Here is a 19,202-nt window from a genome sequence, read left to right on the forward strand (position 1 = left end):
TAAATTTAATTATTACTAATTATACAGCTTGCTGAACGATCACTTGGTCTGCCTTTTTAGTGTATTGAGGCATACGGTGGAAGTTCAGGTAACGATAAGTATCAGCTGCAGTTGCATTGATCTTATCTGAATACTCTTGGTACTCAGCAGGTGTAGGTAATTTACCTAAGATTGCCGCTACTGCTGCAAGCTCTGCTGATGCTAAGAATACGTTAGCGCCAGTACCTAGACGGTTAGGGAAGTTACGCGTAGAGGTAGAAACAACAGTTGCTTTATCAGCAACACGTGCTTGGTTACCCATACATAGTGAACACCCTGGAGTTTCGATACGCGCACCTACGCGACCAAAGATACCGTAGTAACCTTCATCAGTAAGCTGGTCTTTATCCATCTTCGTTGGTGGTGCAACCCAAAGTTGAGTTGGGATACGGCCACTGAAACCATCTAGTAGTTTACCTGCAGCACGGAAGTGACCGATGTTAGTCATACAAGAACCGATGAATACTTCGTCGATTTTCTCGCCTGTTACGTCAGAAAGAAGACGTGCATCATCTGGGTCATTTGGAGCACAAAGGATTGGCTCTTTAATTTCTGCAAGATCGATTTCGATTACATGCTTGTACTCTGCATCAGCGTCAGCTTCCATAAGTTCAGGGTTAGCTAACCACTCTTGCATTGCATTGATACGACGCTCAATAGTACGAACATCACCGTAACCTTCAGAGATCATCCACTTAAGCATTACGATGTTTGACTCTAGGTATTCAGCGATAGACTCTTTAGAAAGTTTAACTGTACAACCTGCAGCTGAACGCTCAGCTGACGCATCAGAAAGCTCGAAAGCTTGCTCAACTGTTAGGTGCTCAACACCTTCGATTTCTAGTACGCGACCAGAGAATTCGTTGATCTTACCTTTCTTCTCAACTGTAAGAAGACCTTCTTTAATACCGTAGTAAGGGATAGCATGAACTAGGTCACGTAATGTGATACCTGGCTGCATTTCACCTTTGAAACGTACTAAGATTGACTCAGGCATATCAAGAGGCATTACACCAGTTGCTGCTGCGAATGCTACCGCACCTGAACCCGCTGGGAATGAAATACCTAGAGGGAAACGGGTATGCGAGTCACCACCAGTACCTACTGTATCTGGCAATAACATACGGTTTAACCATGAGTGGATTACACCGTCGCCTGGACGTAGTGATACACCGCCACGGTTCATGATGAAATCAGGAAGTGTGTGGTGAGTGTTTACGTCGATTGGCTTAGGATAAGCAGATGTATGACAGAAAGACTGCATTGTTAGATCTGCAGAGAAACCTAAACATGCTAGATCTTTAAGTTCGTCACGCGTCATAGGACCTGTTGTATCTTGCGAACCAACAGTTGTCATTTTCGGCTCACAGTATTGGCCAGGACGTACGCCAGGCATGTTACATGCTTTACCAACCATCTTCTGAGCTAATGTGAAGCCTTTACCAGAATCAGTTACAAGAGCAGGCTTGCGGAAGATATCTTCAGCTTCCATACCTAGTGATGCACGCGCTTTATCAGTTAAGCCACGACCGATGATTAGTGGAATACGACCACCAGCACGCACTTCATCAAGAATTACGTCTGATTTAAGAGAGAAAGTAGAGATTACTTCATCAGTACCGTGACGCTTAACAACACCTTCGTATGGGAAGATATCGATTTGGTCACCCATGTTTAGCTCATCAACAGGAAGTTCGATTGGTAATGCACCAGAGTCTTCCATTGTGTTGAAGAAGATAGGAGCGATTTTACCGCCTAAACATACACCACCAACGCGTTTGTTTGGTACGTGAGGAATATCATCACCCATGAACCAAAGTACTGAGTTAGTTGCAGATTTACGAGAAGAACCCGTACCAACTACATCACCAACGTATGCAAGAGGTAAACCTTTCGTTTTAAGCTCTTCTAGTTGTGAGATTGGACCAACTTCACCTGGTTTTTCAGGATTGATACCATCACGTTCGTTCTTCAGCATTGCTAAAGCGTGCAGTGGAATATCAGGGCGAGACCATGCATCTGGTGCAGGAGAAAGGTCATCTGTATTTGTTTCGCCAGTTACTTTGAATACGGTAACTGAGATTTTTTCAGCAACTGCAGGCTTGTTTACAAACCATTCTGCATTTGCCCACGATTCGATTACTTGCTTAGCAAATTCGTTACCTGCTTTCGCTTTTTCTTCTACATCATAGAAAGCATCGAACATTAATAATGTGTTTGATAAACCTTTAACAACGATCGGCGCTAACGCTTCGTCATCTAGAAGATCAATCATAGGTGCGATGTTGTAACCACCTAGCATAGTACCAAGTAGCTCAGCTGCTTTTTCTTTTGATACAAGTGGAGAGCTCGCTTCACCTTTTGCAACTGCAGCTAAGAAACCTGCTTTGATGTAAGCAGCATCATCAACACCTGGTGGTACACGGTTAACTAGAAGATCAACGATAAACTCTTCTTCGCCTGCCGGTGGGTTTTTGATTAATTCAATAAGATCAGCCGTTTGCTGAGCATCTAATGGCGCTGGTACGATACCTAACGCGGCACGTTCTTCTACGTGTTTACGATATTCTTGTAGCACAATATTGCCCTCTTGGTGACGTGAAAGTACTCGGTAGTATTAAGCTAAATACCAATTAAGACCCAGTACCTTTAGTATTCTGACAGTTAATTATAAAGCTTTTAAGTATAGATGAAAATCCATGCTGTAAGTAAGGAGTTTAATATTCACTATAAGTAGCATGAATAGTACTAGAAAAAAACTCTATTCAAATGAATATTTATTAAGAATCATTCCTATCTACTTACTTTATAGGTTATAAAAATGAAAAAACCCAGCACAAGGCTGGGTTTTCAAATTTGCGTAAAGGGTTAGATTAACGCTCTACTTTTACACGCTCAATTACAGTTACTTTCGCTTCAACACGACGGTTTTCAGCATGAGCTTCTGGCGTATTTGCTGGGTTTTTAAGGCGCTCTTCACCTAAACCAACAGTAGTAAGACGCATTGGGTCAATACCGTCTTCGATTAGTTTCTTAGCAACAGCATCAGCACGTTTCTTAGATAACCACTTGTTGTAGTCAGCTTTACCTACTGATGAAGTGTGACCTTCAAGTACTACGTCAGTACCTGGGTGCTCTTTTAAGAACTTAGCAGCGCGGTCAATATCATCTAAGTATTGTTGAGATACTTTAGAAGTGTTGTTAGGGAACGTGATTAGTAAGCTCTTAGTTACTTCACGATCTTCATATAATGTACAGCCAGTACCATCAACAGCGTCAGTCATTGGCGTGTTTGCACATTGGTCATCAGCATCAGGGATGTTATCGCCATCGCTATCAACTGGCTCAACCGCAACAGGAACAACTGTTGGAGCAGGTTCAACTGGCTCAGAAGCTGAGCTTTGCGCACCAAAGATATAGCTTAGGCCTAATTTAGCGCCAACATCTGTGTAACCACGGTCAAGACCTTGGTATAAAGATGTTTCAGCGTTAAACGCAAAGTTATCTGTGAAGTAGTGTTGGTAACCAGCACCTACGTTTGCGAACATTAGATCTTCGTCAACCGCATCAAGATTTTTAAGACCGAAAATACCGTAGAATGGACCACCGCCTAAGTGATATAAAGCGTCAATACCGTAACGTTTGCCACTTTCAGTACCGCTAACAGAAGTACCGTCGTTTAGATCAGCTTTCCAATCGAAGTCCATGTCAGCGTATTCTAAACGAGCGCTCCAGTAATCACTAAAACGGTAACCTAGCTCTAAACCCCAACCTGTAGAGTCATCAACATCAAGGCCACCTGGAGTGTAGTCGCGGACATTTTCCCAAGAATTATCATAGTAGTCGCCAAATGCGCCGATGTAGAAACCTTGCTTTTCGGCAGCGAAGCTTGAAGCACTAGTTGCAGCAAGTGCTAAAGCAATAGTAAGTGATTTTAATTTCATTGTTTCCTTCCCATTTTCACAATTAAAATTGTAGCTAAGTCAAACCAGCTCAATCAGTTTAAACAGAGTAGTCGACTAATAGTTAATCAAAACTTAACGAACTCGGTACAGAACAAAAATCTTGCCGAGTAATTTCAGTCAATTACCCAAATAATAGGTTATCTAAATAACTTTGCGTAACAATGCCTTTAGATCGCTTTGTTATGATTAGGTGAAAGTCGATTCAGCCTAATCTACTGACTTCAAAACCGATAAAAGTCCATTCCCAATTACATTATTATATTGGTTATTTTTAAATCAACAAGTTGAAAGCAACTTTATTTGTAAATTTTCGTTAAAAAGCAAAACTTTAGTGCTATTTTATTGATATAAATCATAACACTGGCAGCTAACTTGCTCAATCAACGAACACTCAGATTTAAAAAAATGAGCATTTACAATTGTTATCAACCATAAAGATTAACCCTTAAGTACCACAAAAAGTTTGGTAATTACAATCACCTTCCTTCGGAGGTTGATACCATGCCGCAAATTCTTCCTCATACTCATATGGTTTTTGAATAACTTTTAAAAACTCATTGATTGATGAACTAGATCCTGCCTTTTCATACTCAGCCAAGATCATTTCAATATTATGATTACGGGGAATGACTGCAGGATTAACAGCTCGCATTGTGCTGTAACTTTCAGCTGATGTTCTGAGCCTCCATTTTGAAACCCATTCTTTTAAATTAGAATCTATAACAAAGTCTTTCACTAAAGATTCAGTAAGTGCATTGAAAGTGTTGGTGTAGTCAAGTTGGTGTTGCTTCATTAACCCCAGTAACTCTGAAACTAAAGCATGATCGCCTTCTTGCTGACCAGCTAAGCCTAATTTCTGCAGCCACATAACATTAAATGCATCATTAAATTTAGCAGCAAAACCATTCACAACCGGTGAGAGTTGCTCAACGGCAGCATCTTGATCAGCAAATAAAGGGATTAAGCTTTCAGCTAAACGCGCAATATTCCAATTGGCAATGTTCGGCTGATTACCAAATGCATAGCGCCCTTGATGGTCAATCGAACTAAACACCGTGTCTAAGTCAAACTGATTCATCATCGCGCAGGGGCCATAGTCAATGGTTTCACCACTAATCAAGGTATTATCTGTATTCATAACGCCATGTATAAAGCCAATTCGCATCCAGCTGATAACGAGCTCTATTTGCTTATCTAACACGGCGGTTAAAAATTCAATATAACGCTGCTCACCATTACTGCTGATGTCAGGAAAGTGGCAATCAACTGCGTAATCAACGAGCTTTTCTAGCCCTTCTATATCACCTTGTGTAGCTAAGTATTGAAATGAGCCAACACGGATATGACTTTTAGCTAAACGAGTGACAACTGCACCCGGGCGAGGTGGCTGGCGATATACCGTTTCGCCAGTTGTAACTACAGCTAAACAACGCGTAGTCGCGATACCAAGCGCATGAAGTGCCTCACTCATGATGTACTCACGTACAGCCGGACCAATTGCACAGCGACCATCACCACCACGAGAGAATACAGTTGCTCCTGCGCCTTTTAGCTGTAAGTCCCACAGGGTGCCATTTTGATCTGCAATAGCACCAAGCAAATGCGCTCTGCCATCACCAAGGCGCGGTGAAAAATGACCAAATTGATGACCTGAGTAACCAAGTGCAACCGGTGCAACATCTTTATCTATTGTTGAACCAGATAGAAATTTAGCTAAAAATTCGCTGTCGTGGTTAATCGCAAAATTATCAGCGAGCTTGTCATTGAATAGCAGTAATTGCGGCTTAGCAACGGCGCTAGGCATATCTTTAATAGCAAGCAGCTCACTAATATCTGTGTATCGGGTTTGCAGTTTCATAACTGTCCTTAAGGTGTTGCAACACCTACGCGATTATCGCCTACACCATAGGCCACTAGTTGGCTTAATGCCTGCAAGCTGTAACCGCTTTGCTGTTGTAATTCATTGAAAAAATCTTGTGCTGCTTGTAATGACTTTTTAGTTTGTAAGCCGCCATCAATCAACTCATGGGCACGCAAGTAGGCTTCTACATCGCGAGAAAGCAAAAAGGTATCTTTACCAAGCGCTCGCAAAGCGTACGGGCCAGTATTTCCCCCTAAACGCGCACCATGCTTTTTAAGATAGGCCCACAAACCAATAATATTGTCAGTTGGCCAATCTGCAATAAATTGGCTAAAACTGCCATGTTTCTCGGCAACTTCGTGGATCATGTACGCATTTTCTGGGATCGTTTGTACTTTTTTAAAATTACGAACAATTCGCTCATCACTGGCTTTTTGCTCAAGCATATCTGGCGGCATCATCAACAATTTTTCTACGCTAAAATCCCAAAACACATCACGAAAACCAGCCCATTTATTATTGATAACAGACCAATAAAAACCGCTTTGAAAGACTTTACGCGTGAACTCTTCTAACCATAAATCGTCATGCATTTTGGCAATATCAGTATCATCGAGCGGGTTTGATAACAATGCATGCAGCATTTCTTCGCTGCCTTTTCGAGATACGGCTCGCTGATAAATATCGTTAAATTTTTCCATCATTTTTCCAATTTATTTGGTTAACGCTAAGTGTACGTAAAAACACGCTTATACGTAACCATGTTGCAAAATCGGTCACTAAAAAACAAATCCTTCGCCTTGACACCTAGATGGCTAAAATGCTTTAATCGCCGCCAATACCCTATTTAACTATGTTGGCTTTAACCTTTAAAGCGAGCATAAAGGGCTGGAAGAGGTGCGTTATTCAGGTAGCGTATGGGAAGAGCACAGACTCTGTTGATCATACGTAAGGGGAATTAACGCCGAGAAGTAACACCGTTTGTGAGGTGCTTATTTCGGGCGACTGGGCTGAATCCCAGCGACTGTCACCAACAATAGCAAAGCGCTATTGATTAGTTTGGTGGAGAGCTTCTGGTCTTAGTATAATGAGGCCGTCGCGTCTTTATTATTTTAAGCCCATTCGCTCTTCGAATTATACCTTGTTCGAACGACGACATGCGGCTCCATTCAAATGTTCCCGCATAAACTCTTCGAATACCTTATAAGTTCGTGAGAGATGATCAACAATTTTGATTTAAACGACTATCCATTATGGACAGCGCTTGTCACGCCATTTTCTGAATCTGGCGAGGTCGATTACACGACCCTTGAACAACTGGTTGCGGAGCAGCAAGATGCAAATAACGGCATTTTACTGCTTGGCAGTACCGGTGAAGGACTGGCGCTTTCACTCAAAGAGCAACAAGCCATTGTTGAGCATGTTTGCCAATTAGCACCGACTGTACCACTTATGGTTGCTGTGGGTGGCATGAACCTCAAACAACAAGTTGCTTGGGTTGAATACTGCAACCAACTACCTATTCATGGCTACCTGTTAGGTTCACCTCTGTATGCAAAACCTGGGGTTGTTGGCCAAACACATTGGTTTGAAAGCCTACTAGACGCAAGTAACCACCCTTGTATGTTGTATAACGTACCAGGACGCAGCGCAGTTGAGATTTCACCGCAGGTGATCAAAAACCTTGCTGAACACAAAAATCTTTGGGCTTTAAAAGAAGCCAGTGGCGACATTAGCAAATTTGAAGGCTTTAGAACGGCATCACCTACACTTGCCATATTTAGTGGCGATGATGCTCTTATGCCGTATTTTGCTCAAGCAGGAGCAAAAGGTTTAGTTTCGGTTGCCGCGAATGCTTGGCCGAGTCAAACCCATGAGTTTGTTAAACGCAGTTTAAGTGGTCAATACCCAAATCTATTCACCGATTGGTCGCAAGCAATCCAAAGTTTATTCGCTGTGGCAAACCCAATCCCCGTAAAAGTACTGATGCACCTGCAAGGTAAAATAAATACCCCGCATTTACGTCCACCGCTTACGCATTTAGAGCTTGAGCAAACAGACAGCATCACCCACGCAAACAACACAATTTTATCTTGGAACTAAAAACAGGTTTTATCATGAGCTGGTTAGAATTATTAAACAACTTAGAATCAGGCGCAGTTCGCGCAGCAACACAAGACGAGAACGGCAACTGGCACGCCAATGTTGAAGTTAAACAAGGCATTTTAGAAGCCTTTAAAAATGGCACAAATACCGAGTTCCCAGGTGGATTTGTTGATAAGCACAACTTAGCACCACAAGGCTTTGCAGCAGATGCTGGCGTGCGTATGGTACCTGGTGGTAGCAGTGTTCGCCGTGGCGCACATGTTGCCAAAGGCACGATTATCATGCCACCAGCGTATGTAAATATTGGCGCGTTCATCGACGAAGGCACTATGGTCGACAGCCACGCATTAGTGGGTTCATGCGCACAAGTGGGTAAAAATGTTCACCTCAGTGCAGCAGTACAATTAGGTGGTGTACTAGAGCCAATTGGTGCTAGCCCTGTGGTTATTGAAGACGACGCATTCATCGGCGCAGGCTGCGTTATTGTTGAAGGTGTGGTTGTGAAAAAAGGTGCTGTACTTGCGCCAGGTGTTCGTTTATCTGCAACTATTCCTGTCTACGATTGCGTTAACGAACGCCAGCTAGACAAAGGTGAAGCCATCCCAGAAAACGCGATTGTGATCCCAGGCTCTCGCCCTGCTTCAAATGCATGGGCTCGCGAGCAAGGTCTAAGCATGTCTTGTGCATTGATCGTGAAATACCGTGATGAACAAAGCGATGCATCATTACTGTTAGAAGAGGTTTTACGTTAATGAGCTTTTTGAGCACGCCCATCAAGCAAGCGGTTGAACAAGTTTCAACACATCTTGATACGCCATTTTTTATCTATGATTTAGATAAATTAACTGCACATTTAAATCAACTGACTGCGCAAACCGATGTGAAACTTTGGTATGCCGTTAAGGCCAACCCACTGTCTCGCATTATTCAATGTTTAGACAGCGCAGGGTTTAACTTTGATGTTGCAAGTAAAGGTGAACTTGAGCAAGTACTTGCTCAAGGCATCGATAGCGAGCGCGTGCTCAACACAGGGCCTGCAAAAAGCCCTAAACAAATTTCACATTTTATTGCTCGCGGCGTGCGTACCTTCGTGGCCGAGAGCATTAACCAAGTGCGCTGGTTAAACGAACAAGCAACAAAAGCAAATTGTCAGCTGCAAGTTCTATTGCGTGTTCAACTTCGTTGGCCAGACAGCGAAAAGAACCCTCTTGGTGGCGATAGCCTTACTCCTTTTGGTTTGGGCTGTGATGAGTGGCAAGCACTCACTGTAAGTGATTACCCAGCTCTTAACTTTGATGGCCTGCATATTTTCCAATGGGGCAATATGCTAAGTACTGACAAGCTCGCCGAGCTATGGCGTGCGATGATTGCACCATTACAACAGCTAGCAAGCTCAATAAATATTAACCTTAATATTCTCGATTTAGGGGGTGGCTTAGGCATTCCTTATACTCAAGATGCTAACCGACTCGATTGGTCTGCACTTATCGAGACTCTGGCGGGTATTAAAGCGGATGCTGGTGTCAAAGAGCTTTGGATGGAACTTGGCCGCTATGCGGTGGGCGAATGCGGCCATTACGCAACACCGGTTGTTGAGCGCAAAGAGAATTACAATCAACAACAGGTGATTTTATCAGGCGGCATTAACCATTTACTTCGCCCAGCTGTGACAAGCCAAGATTTTCCAGCGGCCTTACTACGCGAATCGACGGCTGAGCCTGCGGCAATGACTTTATACGGACCACTTTGCACCGCCCTTGATTGCTTAGGTGAGCACCAATTAGCGAGCGATTTAAATGAGCAAGACTGGTTGGTATTCAGCCAATGTGGCGCTTACGGCTTTACCGAAAGTATGCCGTACTTTTTATGTCACGAATTAGCGGCTGAATACATCCTTGAACAAGGCAATATTGAGTGCATTCGTAGCGCTGAAGATGCCAGCTATTATTTAAGGTAATTGCCATGAGTAAAGAGTTAATCAGCCAAGAGAATATTGTGGTTGGCGAGATTGCCAACGGCCTACCTCTAACAATCCCAGTGTATCGCTTAAAAGGCAATGGCACGGGACCAAACGTGTATATACAAGCAAATATGCACGGCGCTGAAGTACAAGGTAATGCAGTAATTTATCAATTGCTTGAGCAGCTAAAATCACTCAAGCTGCGTGGCGATATTACCCTAGTTCCTTATGCTAACCCTATTGGTTGCAACCAAAAATCAGGTGAGTTTACTTTAGGTCGCTTCGATCCAATCACGGGCACCAACTGGAACCGCATGTACCGCTTTAATAAAGCGTTACCGTCACAGATTGCTGAACAGCATAAAGACAGTGATGATGCGACCCTTAAAGCTGCGTTTAAACGGGCACTCGTTGCTGACATCGATAGTCAATTAACGGGTCCTGATTACAGCCTAACAACGGGTAAGCGTATTGCCCTTAACTTGCAAAAGCTTGCCCATCAGGCTGATATTGTTTTAGACCTTCACACTGGGCCTATCTCAAGTAAGCACTTATATTGCCCTGAATACGCCAAAGACAGCGCAAGTTACTTCAACATCGAGCATGTGTTATTGATCCCAAGTGATTTTGATGGCGCGATGGATGAAGCAAGTTTTTGTCCATGGTGGTCACTATCTGAAGAGCTTGGCAAACAAGGCCGAGAGTTTGCTGTTCAAGTAGAAGCATTCACCGTTGAGCTAGGTAGCCAAGAAAAAATCGATTTAAGTGCGGCTCTTGAAGATGCAAATAGCATTTTAAGTTACCTCAATCACAAAGAGGTATTAGTTGATGCAGCGTATCAACCAAAAGCGATGATACGCTATGCCTGCATGCTTGAAGATTATGTAGCTTACTATGCACCTATGGGTGGCATGGTTGAATACCTTGCCCCACTGGGCGGGCATATTAAAGCTGGCGAGCCCATTGCCCGTATTTTAAGAATGGAGCGCTACCTTTCTGAGCAACCGCTACAAACATTAAGCTTTGATAAAGACGCCATTGCTATTTTGCATTTTGCTTCAGCAAGCGTGAATCAAGGCACCGAACTTTATAAGTTTTTTACCAACGTATTTGAGCTATAAGCTCACACCTTCTCATTGCGTGAGAGTCAACGGCTTATGCCCTTAGGCCGTTACAGCAGGGCTCCAAGCTTAGCTTGGGGCTCTCTATTTACCTAAAATTTCAACAATTCAGTACAAGTTCACGGTTACTTATGTAAAAATCGTTATAATTATATCTACTTAAAAGTCTACTGAAAGGGAACTGCAATGGGATGGCGCATTTGGCTGGCAGCAGCTGGTTTATTTTCTGTACCTGTATTTGCTCAAACTGAACAACCACAAACTAACGAACAAGACGACGCGCTAGAACTCGTAAAGCAGTGTATTTTGAACGAAGCGATTGGCGGTGACGGTAAACAAACACTCGAAGAACTTCGTAAGAAATGCTCAGACTTAGACGAGAGTAAAAAGCTCACCGCTTTAGACAAGCGTAAAGCCCGCGAAGAAGTGAGCAAGAAAAACCGTAATGTGATCACCCCACATAAGCGTAACTACATATTACCGCTTTCATACGTATCTAACCCGAATGAGCGCCCTTTTGATGGTTTAAAAGATCTTGCTGAGCAAACTGATGGCGAACCACTTGATAATCTTGAAGTGAAATATCAACTTTCAATAAAAGTGCCTATCTTCGAAGGCTTTTCAGATGAAGATCAGGGCGTATTCTTTGCGTTTACCATGCAATCGTTTTGGCAGTTTTACAACAAAGATATTTCATCACCATTTCGTGAAACAAATTACGAACCAGAGATCTTCTGGGTGAACTACCTTGATCCTGAGCATGTGCTTTGGGGCGATGAAATGGCAATTGCAATTGGTGCCTCACATCAATCGAATGGCCGCAGCCAACCTAATTCACGTTCGTGGAACCGTATCTATGCCGATTTCCTATGGGAAAAAGATGGCTTTGTTTTTAGCTTTAAGCCTTGGTACCGCATTCCTGAAGATAAAAAAGACGATGAGCTAGAAGCCCGTGGCGATGATAATCCTGATATCTACAAATACATGGGTTACTTTGAGTTTTCAGGTGCATACCGTTACAACGAGCATGAATTTAGCTTTATGACCCGTAATAACTTAAATTCAGATAACCGTGGCGCAATCCAATTAGATTGGTCTTTCCCTCTTTGGGGCCGATTACGTGGCTACGCACAATATTTTAATGGTTATGGTGAGAGCTTGATTGATTACAACGCCGATATTGAACGTTTTGGTGTGGGTATTCTATTAACTGACTTACTTTAACTGCAGTATTAACTGACTTGCTTTAACTGTAATAAAGAGCGAGCTTTAGTTAGCTCGCTCTAAATAGTCGTTATTTTTTAACGATGAAGTGACCTTCGAATTCTGCTACTAACACATCACCATCGTATACATTTACTGGCACATGGTAGCTTGCTTTACCACTGTCTTCTAAATCAGCTAACTTGCCTTTACAACCAGCCAGCTCAACACTACCACGAGGGTCGTTATTGAGTGGTTTAAGGTATTTAATGTTCGCATCAGCTAACACGATATTTCCTTCAAGGCCTGCTTCTTTCAGCGCTAGGTAAGTTGCACCCCACCCTGTTAAGGTTGCTAAACTATAAATTGAACCCGCAAACATAGTGTTATGAAGGTTTAAGTTCGCATCTAAATCAGCGCGGGTAGTAAACTGCCAATCGGTATAGCTTTCAACTTTAATGCCCATCGCATCACTGATTGGGATCGACTCACGCCACGTGTTTTGCAGTACTTGTGTCCAATTTGGATGACGGAACCAACCCGGCTCAGATGGTTTTTGCTTTACCATTTTCCAATGCTGTACATCGTCATAAGCAAGGTGCGCTTTTTCTTTTAATTCGTAGCCATGACGCTTATAGAAATCAAGAGCTCGCTCACGAGCAAACAAAACCAGCTCGTCAGCATCTTGAGTCCATGCGATTTTTTCTAATTCATGTAATAAACGGCTACCAATATGCTGGTTACGATTACCTTCAGCGACCGCCATATAACGAACTTGCGCTTGCTGATGATTATTAAAATGCAGGCGAGCTACACCTAATACTTCGCCGTCATTATTTTTGATAAAGCGGTGCTCAGCGTCTTGCTCTAAGTCATCTTGCTCAGAACCACGCGGCTCGCCCCAAGGTGCTCTTAAAACCTGCCAACGTAATGAATAATACGCTTGCCAATCTTCGCTGCTTTGTGGGGTGGTCACTTTAAACATAAAAACTCCTGTGATAATTCAGCCACTGTCTGTTGTTTTTCTGTCATGGCCTTTGGAATGCGAATTACGATACGCGATCTTCTAACAAGTTGGAATAATACTTTGGTGACCCAGCCTAAATTATTATTCTTGGCTGTAAAAACTAATGCACAATTGCACTTTAAGCCTGCTGGTCTATGCTGAAATAATTGTATTATTTTAATAAATAAATAGCTAAAGGCCCGAAATATGGAACATTTTCTTGAACCCAGTGGCGCAGTAAAACATAGTTTTATTGAGGACTGCCACCGATTAGGGCAACTCATCTATTGGCATAAACAAGGCAATTACAGTATTCAAGTTAGGCAACTTAACCAATTACGCTGGTTACTGATCAACGAAACTCTGCAATCGGTCATTGAAAAACGCCGACCTGCCAGATTACTTTTCCCGCATTTACAATACCTTGCAAAGCTTTGGCAAGACTTAGAGGAACCTAAAAAGATTTTAGAACTAGGGCTAGGCGGTGGTGCTATTCGTAATTACTTACAGTACACCTACCCTGACAGCCAACTGACATCGGTTGATAAAAACCCCGACATAATTCACTGCTATAAACGCTATTTTGGTGGCGACCATGCCAATAACCTGCACTGTTTTGATGCGCAGCAAGTATTAGAGCAAAACAACGAATACAATTGGATTATCCTAGATTTATTCAGTGAGGTAGATGCGCCATTATTTTTATACAAGCACCAGTTTTACACCAAACTAAGAGCAGCGATGGCAAAAGATGGCTTGTTGTTCATTAATTTTTTATCTAATCACCCATCGCAACTAAAACAACTTGAGCACCTGCTAATCACCGAGTTTGGCAAGCGCCCAAGCATTGTAAAAATCCCCGACTACGTGAATCACATCGTGATGATCAAAAAATAAAAATACTTATACCAATCCGCTTAATTAAGCAGTCTATTTTGAGGCAATAAAACCTCGTTGATAACAAGGCAAAAATTTCGTTATTTAGTTGTTCTCGGCAATTGCTCCTGCATTGCTCTACCTCCTGCATCCATGCAGTCGTAAATGAGAGATTTTTAACGCAGTTAGCGACAGGTTTAATCCCTCAAAATGATTAAGTATTATTGCGGGTTGGTATTACACAGATAAATTAAAAGTAACGGGACCATCGTTACATAGGCTTACTTGCATATCAGCACCAAACTGACCTGTAGCCACTGTTAAGCCAGCTTTTTTAGCCTCAGCAATAAAATACTCATAGAGCGTATTGGCTTGTTCTGGCGTGCCAGCACTTGAAAAGCTCGGACGCATACCCTTTTTAGTGTCGGCTGCTAACGTAAACTGCGAAACCACTAAAAGCTCACCTTTGATATCATTCAAACTTAAGTTCATCTTTCCTTGTTCATCGGTAAAAATGCGGTAATTGCTGACTTTGTGTAAAAGCTTCTGGACGCTTTGCTCGGTGTCCTGTTTTTCAACACCTAATAGCAGCAAAATACCTTGTGAAATTTCACCAACTACTTCGCCTGCCACTTCTACTTTTGCTTGTTTTACTCTTTGAATTAAGCCTTGCATTGATCCCTCGATAACTTGATATACATTAAATCTGCGGCACGTCGCATTGCCGCCAAATATACCTGATTATCGCTGCTGTGCCCAATGCCATCTAAAATCAATAATTGTGCATTTAACTGTTCAGCAAGCAGCTGTACGGCACTATATCGACAGATCAAATCGGCGCGGCCATGAATAAACCAAATAGGTAAATGAGTCAGTAGATGTGTATTTTCTGCGATAAAGCCTTCTTCAATGAAACAGTGATGACGAAAATAATGCACCATTAACTTTGCTTGATTTAACCCGACATGGGGCTCCTGTAAACTCCAGTTTGTCAAAGGCTCACCATGACATAGCACCTGCTCCCAATGGCACCATAACTTGGCAAATTTACTGGCTTTAATTTGATCATCATTGTTTAGTTGCTGCTGATAAAAGTCGAGTAAGGCACGCCAATCAGTGTAATCATGTGCAAATTCATTAAAGCACTCAGGGTAAAAATGCGCGCCAGCTCCTTTTGTTGTGTAAAGCCACTCGAAGTCACTGTTACAAGCTAAAAAGCTAGCCCGTAAAATAAGCCCTGCAACATGCTCTTGGTGATGAATAGCATAGACAAGTGCCAAAGTGGCCCCCCATGACTCACCACACACCAGCCACTTTTCAATACCCAGTTGCTGGCGTAAATACTCGAGATCGGCAACTAATTCTGAGGTGGTATTGGTTGAACTATCATGGGGTGTTGACTGACCGCAACCGCGCTGACTGAACATGATCACTCGAAAACGTTCTAAGTCGAAAAAGCGGCAATTTTCAGGGCATAGACCCGCACCAGGCCCGCCATGGCATAACACCACAGCAATCCCTGTAGATGCACCATATTCTTGCACATGGATTTGATGACCATCACCAACACTCAAGTGATAATCACGGTTGGCAACATATTGTGGATGTAACTGCACCTCGCTCTCCTTAGGTGCAGTGAATTTAAACCTCTATATCAGGCGTATCCTCGATATTCTCAGGGCTGATACATACAGTAAATTCTGCACCGAGTAATACGACAATCCACGACAAATACACCCATACAAATAAAATAGGGATTGTCGCCAACGCCCCATAAATAACTTCGTATGATGGGAAGTGGCTGATGTACAAAGCAAAGCCTTTTTTTGTCAGCTCAAACAACATAGCTGCAAACAAAGCGCCCGGAATTGCCGCTCTAAATGGAACTCGTGTGTTAGGAACTAAAGTATAGAGCATTATGAAGCCAATCATTGAAATTATGTAAGGTAATAATTTCAATAAAAAGCCGCTAAAGCCGGGGATACCTTGATCGGCAAACGACACTAACGACACGATGTATGAAGTAACACCAATACTAGCCCCTAATAACACAGGGCCTAGGCTAAGCACCATCCAATAAACGGCAAACGAAATCATCATTGGACGCTTTTTCTTAATACGCCAAATTCGATTTAATGTAGCATCGACATTGCGAATAAGTAACAAAGATACCGCCGCTAAAAAACCCACACCAACGGCAGTCATTTTATTCGCATTACCGGCAAAAGCACTGATATGCTCTTTAATTACATCTGTAGAGGTCGGCACAAGATTAGTAAACAAGAAATTTTCTATAGTCACTAACGTGCTTTCGAATCCTGGGAAAGCAGAAAAAATAGCCACACCAACCGCCACTAAAGGCACGATTGATAATAGGGTTACATAAGCCAAGTACCCAGCATTAACAGTGATTTGATCGTCAATACAACGATTAAGATACTGCATCCACCAAGTAGGTTGTTGCTTTAAAAAAGTGCTTAATTGCAACTTATATCGACTGAGCTTCTCATCCATAGAATCTAATTTCTGCTAAAATGTTTTGATAATCATAGCAATCCACCACATAATTTGAAATGACAGGTACCTAAAAAGGATTCTCAATGAAAAAACTGACACTTTTAAGTGCACCACTATTTGCAGTAACAATGGCATTATCAGGCTGTCAGTCAGCTTACTACTCAGCCATGGAATCTGTAGGTGTGCATAAGCGCGATATTTTAGTAGACCGCGTAGAAGAAACTAAAGAAGCACAGCAAGAGTCGCAAGAAGAGTTTCAATCAGCATTAGACAGATTAACTACGCTTATCAATTTTGATGGTGGTGAACTACAAGATGCCTACAATCAACTGAATGATGATTACGAGTCGAGCTTAGCGGCAGCAAACGACGTAACAAGCAACATCAATAAAGTAGAAGATGTAGCTGAAGCGCTATTTGATGAATGGGCCGATGAGCTAGAGCAATACAAAAGCGCCTCTCTTAAACGTGAAAGCAGCAAAAAGCTCAATGCAACTAAGCGCCAATTTGATCAACTACTTCGTTCAATGCGCAGCGCAGAAAGCAAAATGGAGCCGGTATTATCATCACTTCATGATAATGTTTTGTACTTAAAACATAATCTAAACGCACAAGCTGTAACTGCAATCAAAGGTGAATTCACAAGCCTAAAACGCGATATAAAAGTGTTAATGGACGACATGAACAAATCAATTGAAGACTCTAATAAGTTCATTGAGCAAATGAACAAAGCGGGCTAATCAGCTCAAGCTATTAATAACAAAAGCCTACTTAAACGTAGGCTTTTTTATGTAACCTCTTGTTACTTTTTAATGATTTATCTTAAATTTTATTTTGCTAAACTCACTGCAAAGAATAAAAAGTAAGCATGGTATGCATTTAAAAACACTCTCAACACTTATTGCAGCAGCACTTTTAAGTGCATGCAGTAATTCGAACACTGTTAATGTTATTGCCGGTGAAGGCACTATCACTCCGTTAAAAACAGAGGGTGAGTACGAAGGTCGCTACCACAACCTTTACCCGGGTGATAAAGAATACCCAACTACCTGCACTGACAATTGTTATGAAGCGTCAGAACTCCTTGTGTGCGACGACAGCAGCTCACAATGCGAGTTTCACGCAGAACAACATGTGCCTGCAATCAACTCAGGCTTTACGGTGCGCTGGTTAGGTCATGCTGGGTTTTATATTCAATCACCAAATGGTGAGCAGCTGTTGTTTGACCCTGTTAAAGATCAGTTTGATTCACCGGTAGACTTTGCCTTTAAGCTTGCAGGGGGCATTTATCGCAAACCTGGTTTTTGGCCATCACAAGCTGAACTTAATGGCTTAGATGCAGTGATGTACTCACACATTCACTATGACCATTTTAACAAGGCGGATATAGAAGAGATTGGCAACACCCCCCGCTACTTAGTGCCATTAGGGTTTGCAAATAACTTCCCGACGGGTGGCTTTAATATTTCCGAGATGGCGTGGTACGCAAGTACACAAATTAATGATTTAACAATTCATGCACTGCCAGCTCATCATTTTAGCAGTCGTATAATGGTGCCTTTCATTTACGACGACCACAATAAAGATTTATGGAATGGTTGGTTACTTGAGCAAAATGGTAGAACCTTGTTTTTTGCTGGTGATACCGGTTACTCAAAACACTTCCAAGATATTAATCAAAAATACGGCGAGATTGATGTATGTTTAATGCCTATCGCTTCTTATTACCATGAAGAAAACGGTAAGTGGTATCGCTATGTTCATACAACGCCAGAAGACAGCTTAAACGCCGCAGAGGAGCTAAACTGTAAAGTGATGATCCCATGGGGTTATGGCAACTCAAGCTGGCAAATGGGCGACCATTCAAGCCACTCGGCATTATTAAGATTACTGCATATGCAAAAACAGATGAACAGCCAAGTTCCTCTTTACATATTGAATGAAGGTGAGCAAGTGTCACTGTAGTGACACTTACAAGCCCTACATAGTATGTTTAAGCAATGAGTCCCGTAAAGCCAACATAAGTTTATGGGCGCTTCCTGCCGACATGGCTAATGGATTAAATTCGCTGGTACCTGAGTACTTTAAGTTTAATGGAGTTGTCATTTTTGAATTAGGAATGTATCCCATCGACCAATTCTCAAATTCACGCTCTACTATTTCACAGTAATTCAGCATGATGATATTACGGTGTCGTTTGTCATTAAGAATTCGATGATAAGTATCATTAACTGCTTTTCGTGATCCCTCAAGGCATTGCATAAAGTGAGAGCTATTAAAACAAAGTAGCCCAGTTACATGACATTCTGCATTATTCTGCTTAGCTTTCTCGAGAATATCTTCGATGTCATTGGGCCCAAACCCATCGCTAATTTCACTTGTGTAAATCAGTCTAACTAAATACATCTTACTCTCCTGCAAGTTGGATTTAGAAAAGATAGTACAGATGGGGGAGTTAGTAAAAAGTTGCGAGTGGTTAGTGGTTAGTGGTTAGTGGTTAGTGGTTAGTGGTTAGTGGTTAGTGGTTAGTGGTTAGTGGTTAGTGGTT

17 protein-coding genes and 1 riboswitch are annotated in these 19,202 nt (G+C 42.2%); of the genes, 8 read left to right on the plus strand and 9 right to left on the minus strand.

Annotation, left to right across the window (positions count from 1 at the left end; translation table 11 throughout):
- Positions 1-19: 19 nt before the first annotated feature.
- From acnB to MTF66_RS30810, 4 genes are all read right to left on the minus strand, one after another.
- Complete coding sequence (gene acnB / locus MTF66_RS30795; protein WP_058583984.1) at positions 20-2,617, minus strand: bifunctional aconitate hydratase 2/2-methylisocitrate dehydratase; 2,598 nt, start codon at positions 2,615-2,617, stop codon at positions 20-22.
- A gap of 295 nt (positions 2,618-2,912) precedes the next feature.
- Entirely contained in the window at positions 2,913-3,983 is a 1,071-nt protein-coding gene (locus tag MTF66_RS30800) for an OmpA family protein (RefSeq protein WP_054563468.1), read from the minus strand.
- Between the two features lie 466 nt (positions 3,984-4,449).
- The gene (locus MTF66_RS30805; protein WP_248529537.1) at positions 4,450-5,862 is read right to left on the minus strand and encodes a YdiU family protein; all 1,413 of its coding nucleotides are present in this window, start codon (positions 5,860-5,862) and stop codon (positions 4,450-4,452) included.
- An 8-nt stretch (positions 5,863-5,870) separates the two neighbouring features.
- A complete protein-coding gene (locus tag MTF66_RS30810; RefSeq protein WP_175078888.1) occupies positions 5,871-6,566 on the minus strand; it encodes a DNA-3-methyladenine glycosylase I in 696 nt (231 codons plus the stop codon).
- Between the two features lie 183 nt (positions 6,567-6,749).
- Positions 6,750-6,946, plus strand: a riboswitch (Lysine riboswitch).
- Positions 6,947-7,083: 137 nt separating this feature from the next.
- On the opposite strand from MTF66_RS30810, the gene dapA reads away from it, so the two are divergent.
- The 5 genes from dapA (at position 7,084) to MTF66_RS30835 (ending at position 12,276) form a co-directional block, all read left to right on the plus strand.
- Complete coding sequence (gene dapA / locus MTF66_RS30815; protein WP_248529538.1) at positions 7,084-7,968, plus strand: 4-hydroxy-tetrahydrodipicolinate synthase; 885 nt, start codon at positions 7,084-7,086, stop codon at positions 7,966-7,968.
- A gap of 14 nt (positions 7,969-7,982) precedes the next feature.
- Complete coding sequence (locus MTF66_RS30820; RefSeq protein ID WP_054552405.1) at positions 7,983-8,723, plus strand: 2,3,4,5-tetrahydropyridine-2,6-dicarboxylate N-succinyltransferase; 741 nt, start codon at positions 7,983-7,985, stop codon at positions 8,721-8,723.
- Entirely contained in the window at positions 8,723-9,928 is a 1,206-nt protein-coding gene (locus MTF66_RS30825) for a PLP-dependent decarboxylase (RefSeq protein ID WP_248529539.1), read from the plus strand. The genes MTF66_RS30820 and MTF66_RS30825 overlap by 1 nt, the downstream gene beginning before the upstream one ends.
- Positions 9,929-9,933: 5 nt before the next feature.
- The gene (locus tag MTF66_RS30830; RefSeq protein WP_248529540.1) at positions 9,934-11,052 is read left to right on the plus strand and encodes a succinylglutamate desuccinylase/aspartoacylase family protein; all 1,119 of its coding nucleotides are present in this window, start codon (positions 9,934-9,936) and stop codon (positions 11,050-11,052) included.
- Positions 11,053-11,238: 186 nt separating this feature from the next.
- Entirely contained in the window at positions 11,239-12,276 is a 1,038-nt protein-coding gene (locus tag MTF66_RS30835) for a phospholipase A (RefSeq protein ID WP_248529541.1), read from the plus strand.
- Between the two features lie 70 nt (positions 12,277-12,346).
- On the opposite strand, the gene MTF66_RS30840 is transcribed toward MTF66_RS30835, so the two are convergent.
- Complete coding sequence (locus tag MTF66_RS30840; RefSeq protein WP_054563461.1) at positions 12,347-13,240, minus strand: bifunctional GNAT family N-acetyltransferase/hotdog fold thioesterase; 894 nt, start codon at positions 13,238-13,240, stop codon at positions 12,347-12,349.
- Between the two features lie 228 nt (positions 13,241-13,468).
- On the opposite strand from MTF66_RS30840, the gene MTF66_RS30845 reads away from it, so the two are divergent.
- On the plus strand, positions 13,469-14,158 hold the full coding sequence (locus tag MTF66_RS30845) for a spermidine synthase (protein WP_248529542.1): 690 nt from the start codon (positions 13,469-13,471) through the stop codon (positions 14,156-14,158).
- A 216-nt stretch (positions 14,159-14,374) separates the two neighbouring features.
- Here MTF66_RS30845 and dtd read toward each other — a convergent pair whose 3' ends face one another.
- Genes dtd through MTF66_RS30860 form a run of 3 tightly spaced genes read right to left on the minus strand, consistent with a single transcriptional unit; the run spans position 14,375 to position 16,651 of the window.
- Positions 14,375-14,812: a D-aminoacyl-tRNA deacylase gene (dtd, locus tag MTF66_RS30850; protein WP_058583992.1), complete on the minus strand. Its 438-nt coding sequence runs from the start codon at positions 14,810-14,812 to the stop codon at positions 14,375-14,377.
- A complete protein-coding gene (locus tag MTF66_RS30855; protein ID WP_248529543.1) occupies positions 14,800-15,753 on the minus strand; it encodes an alpha/beta fold hydrolase in 954 nt (317 codons plus the stop codon). The genes dtd and MTF66_RS30855 overlap by 13 nt, the downstream gene beginning before the upstream one ends.
- A 25-nt stretch (positions 15,754-15,778) precedes the next feature.
- Positions 15,779-16,651, minus strand: coding sequence for a virulence factor BrkB family protein (locus MTF66_RS30860; RefSeq protein ID WP_054563457.1), 873 nt, complete (start codon positions 16,649-16,651; stop codon positions 15,779-15,781).
- Positions 16,652-16,737: 86 nt separating this feature from the next.
- On the opposite strand from MTF66_RS30860, the gene MTF66_RS30865 reads away from it, so the two are divergent.
- Together MTF66_RS30865 and MTF66_RS30870 are read left to right on the plus strand one after the other, a co-directional pair.
- Complete coding sequence (locus MTF66_RS30865; RefSeq protein WP_054563456.1) at positions 16,738-17,394, plus strand: DUF2959 domain-containing protein; 657 nt, start codon at positions 16,738-16,740, stop codon at positions 17,392-17,394.
- A gap of 133 nt (positions 17,395-17,527) precedes the next feature.
- Positions 17,528-18,619 (plus strand): MBL fold metallo-hydrolase, encoded by a 1,092-nt coding sequence (locus MTF66_RS30870; protein ID WP_248529544.1) that lies wholly within the window; start codon positions 17,528-17,530, stop codon positions 18,617-18,619.
- A gap of 15 nt (positions 18,620-18,634) precedes the next feature.
- Here the strand turns inward: MTF66_RS30870 and MTF66_RS30875 are convergent, their stop codons facing one another.
- Complete coding sequence (locus MTF66_RS30875; RefSeq protein ID WP_248529545.1) at positions 18,635-19,060, minus strand: BLUF domain-containing protein; 426 nt, start codon at positions 19,058-19,060, stop codon at positions 18,635-18,637.
- Between the last annotated feature and the right edge of the window lie 142 nt (positions 19,061-19,202).

It is taken from the genome of Pseudoalteromonas sp. 2CM39R (genome assembly GCF_023161845.1).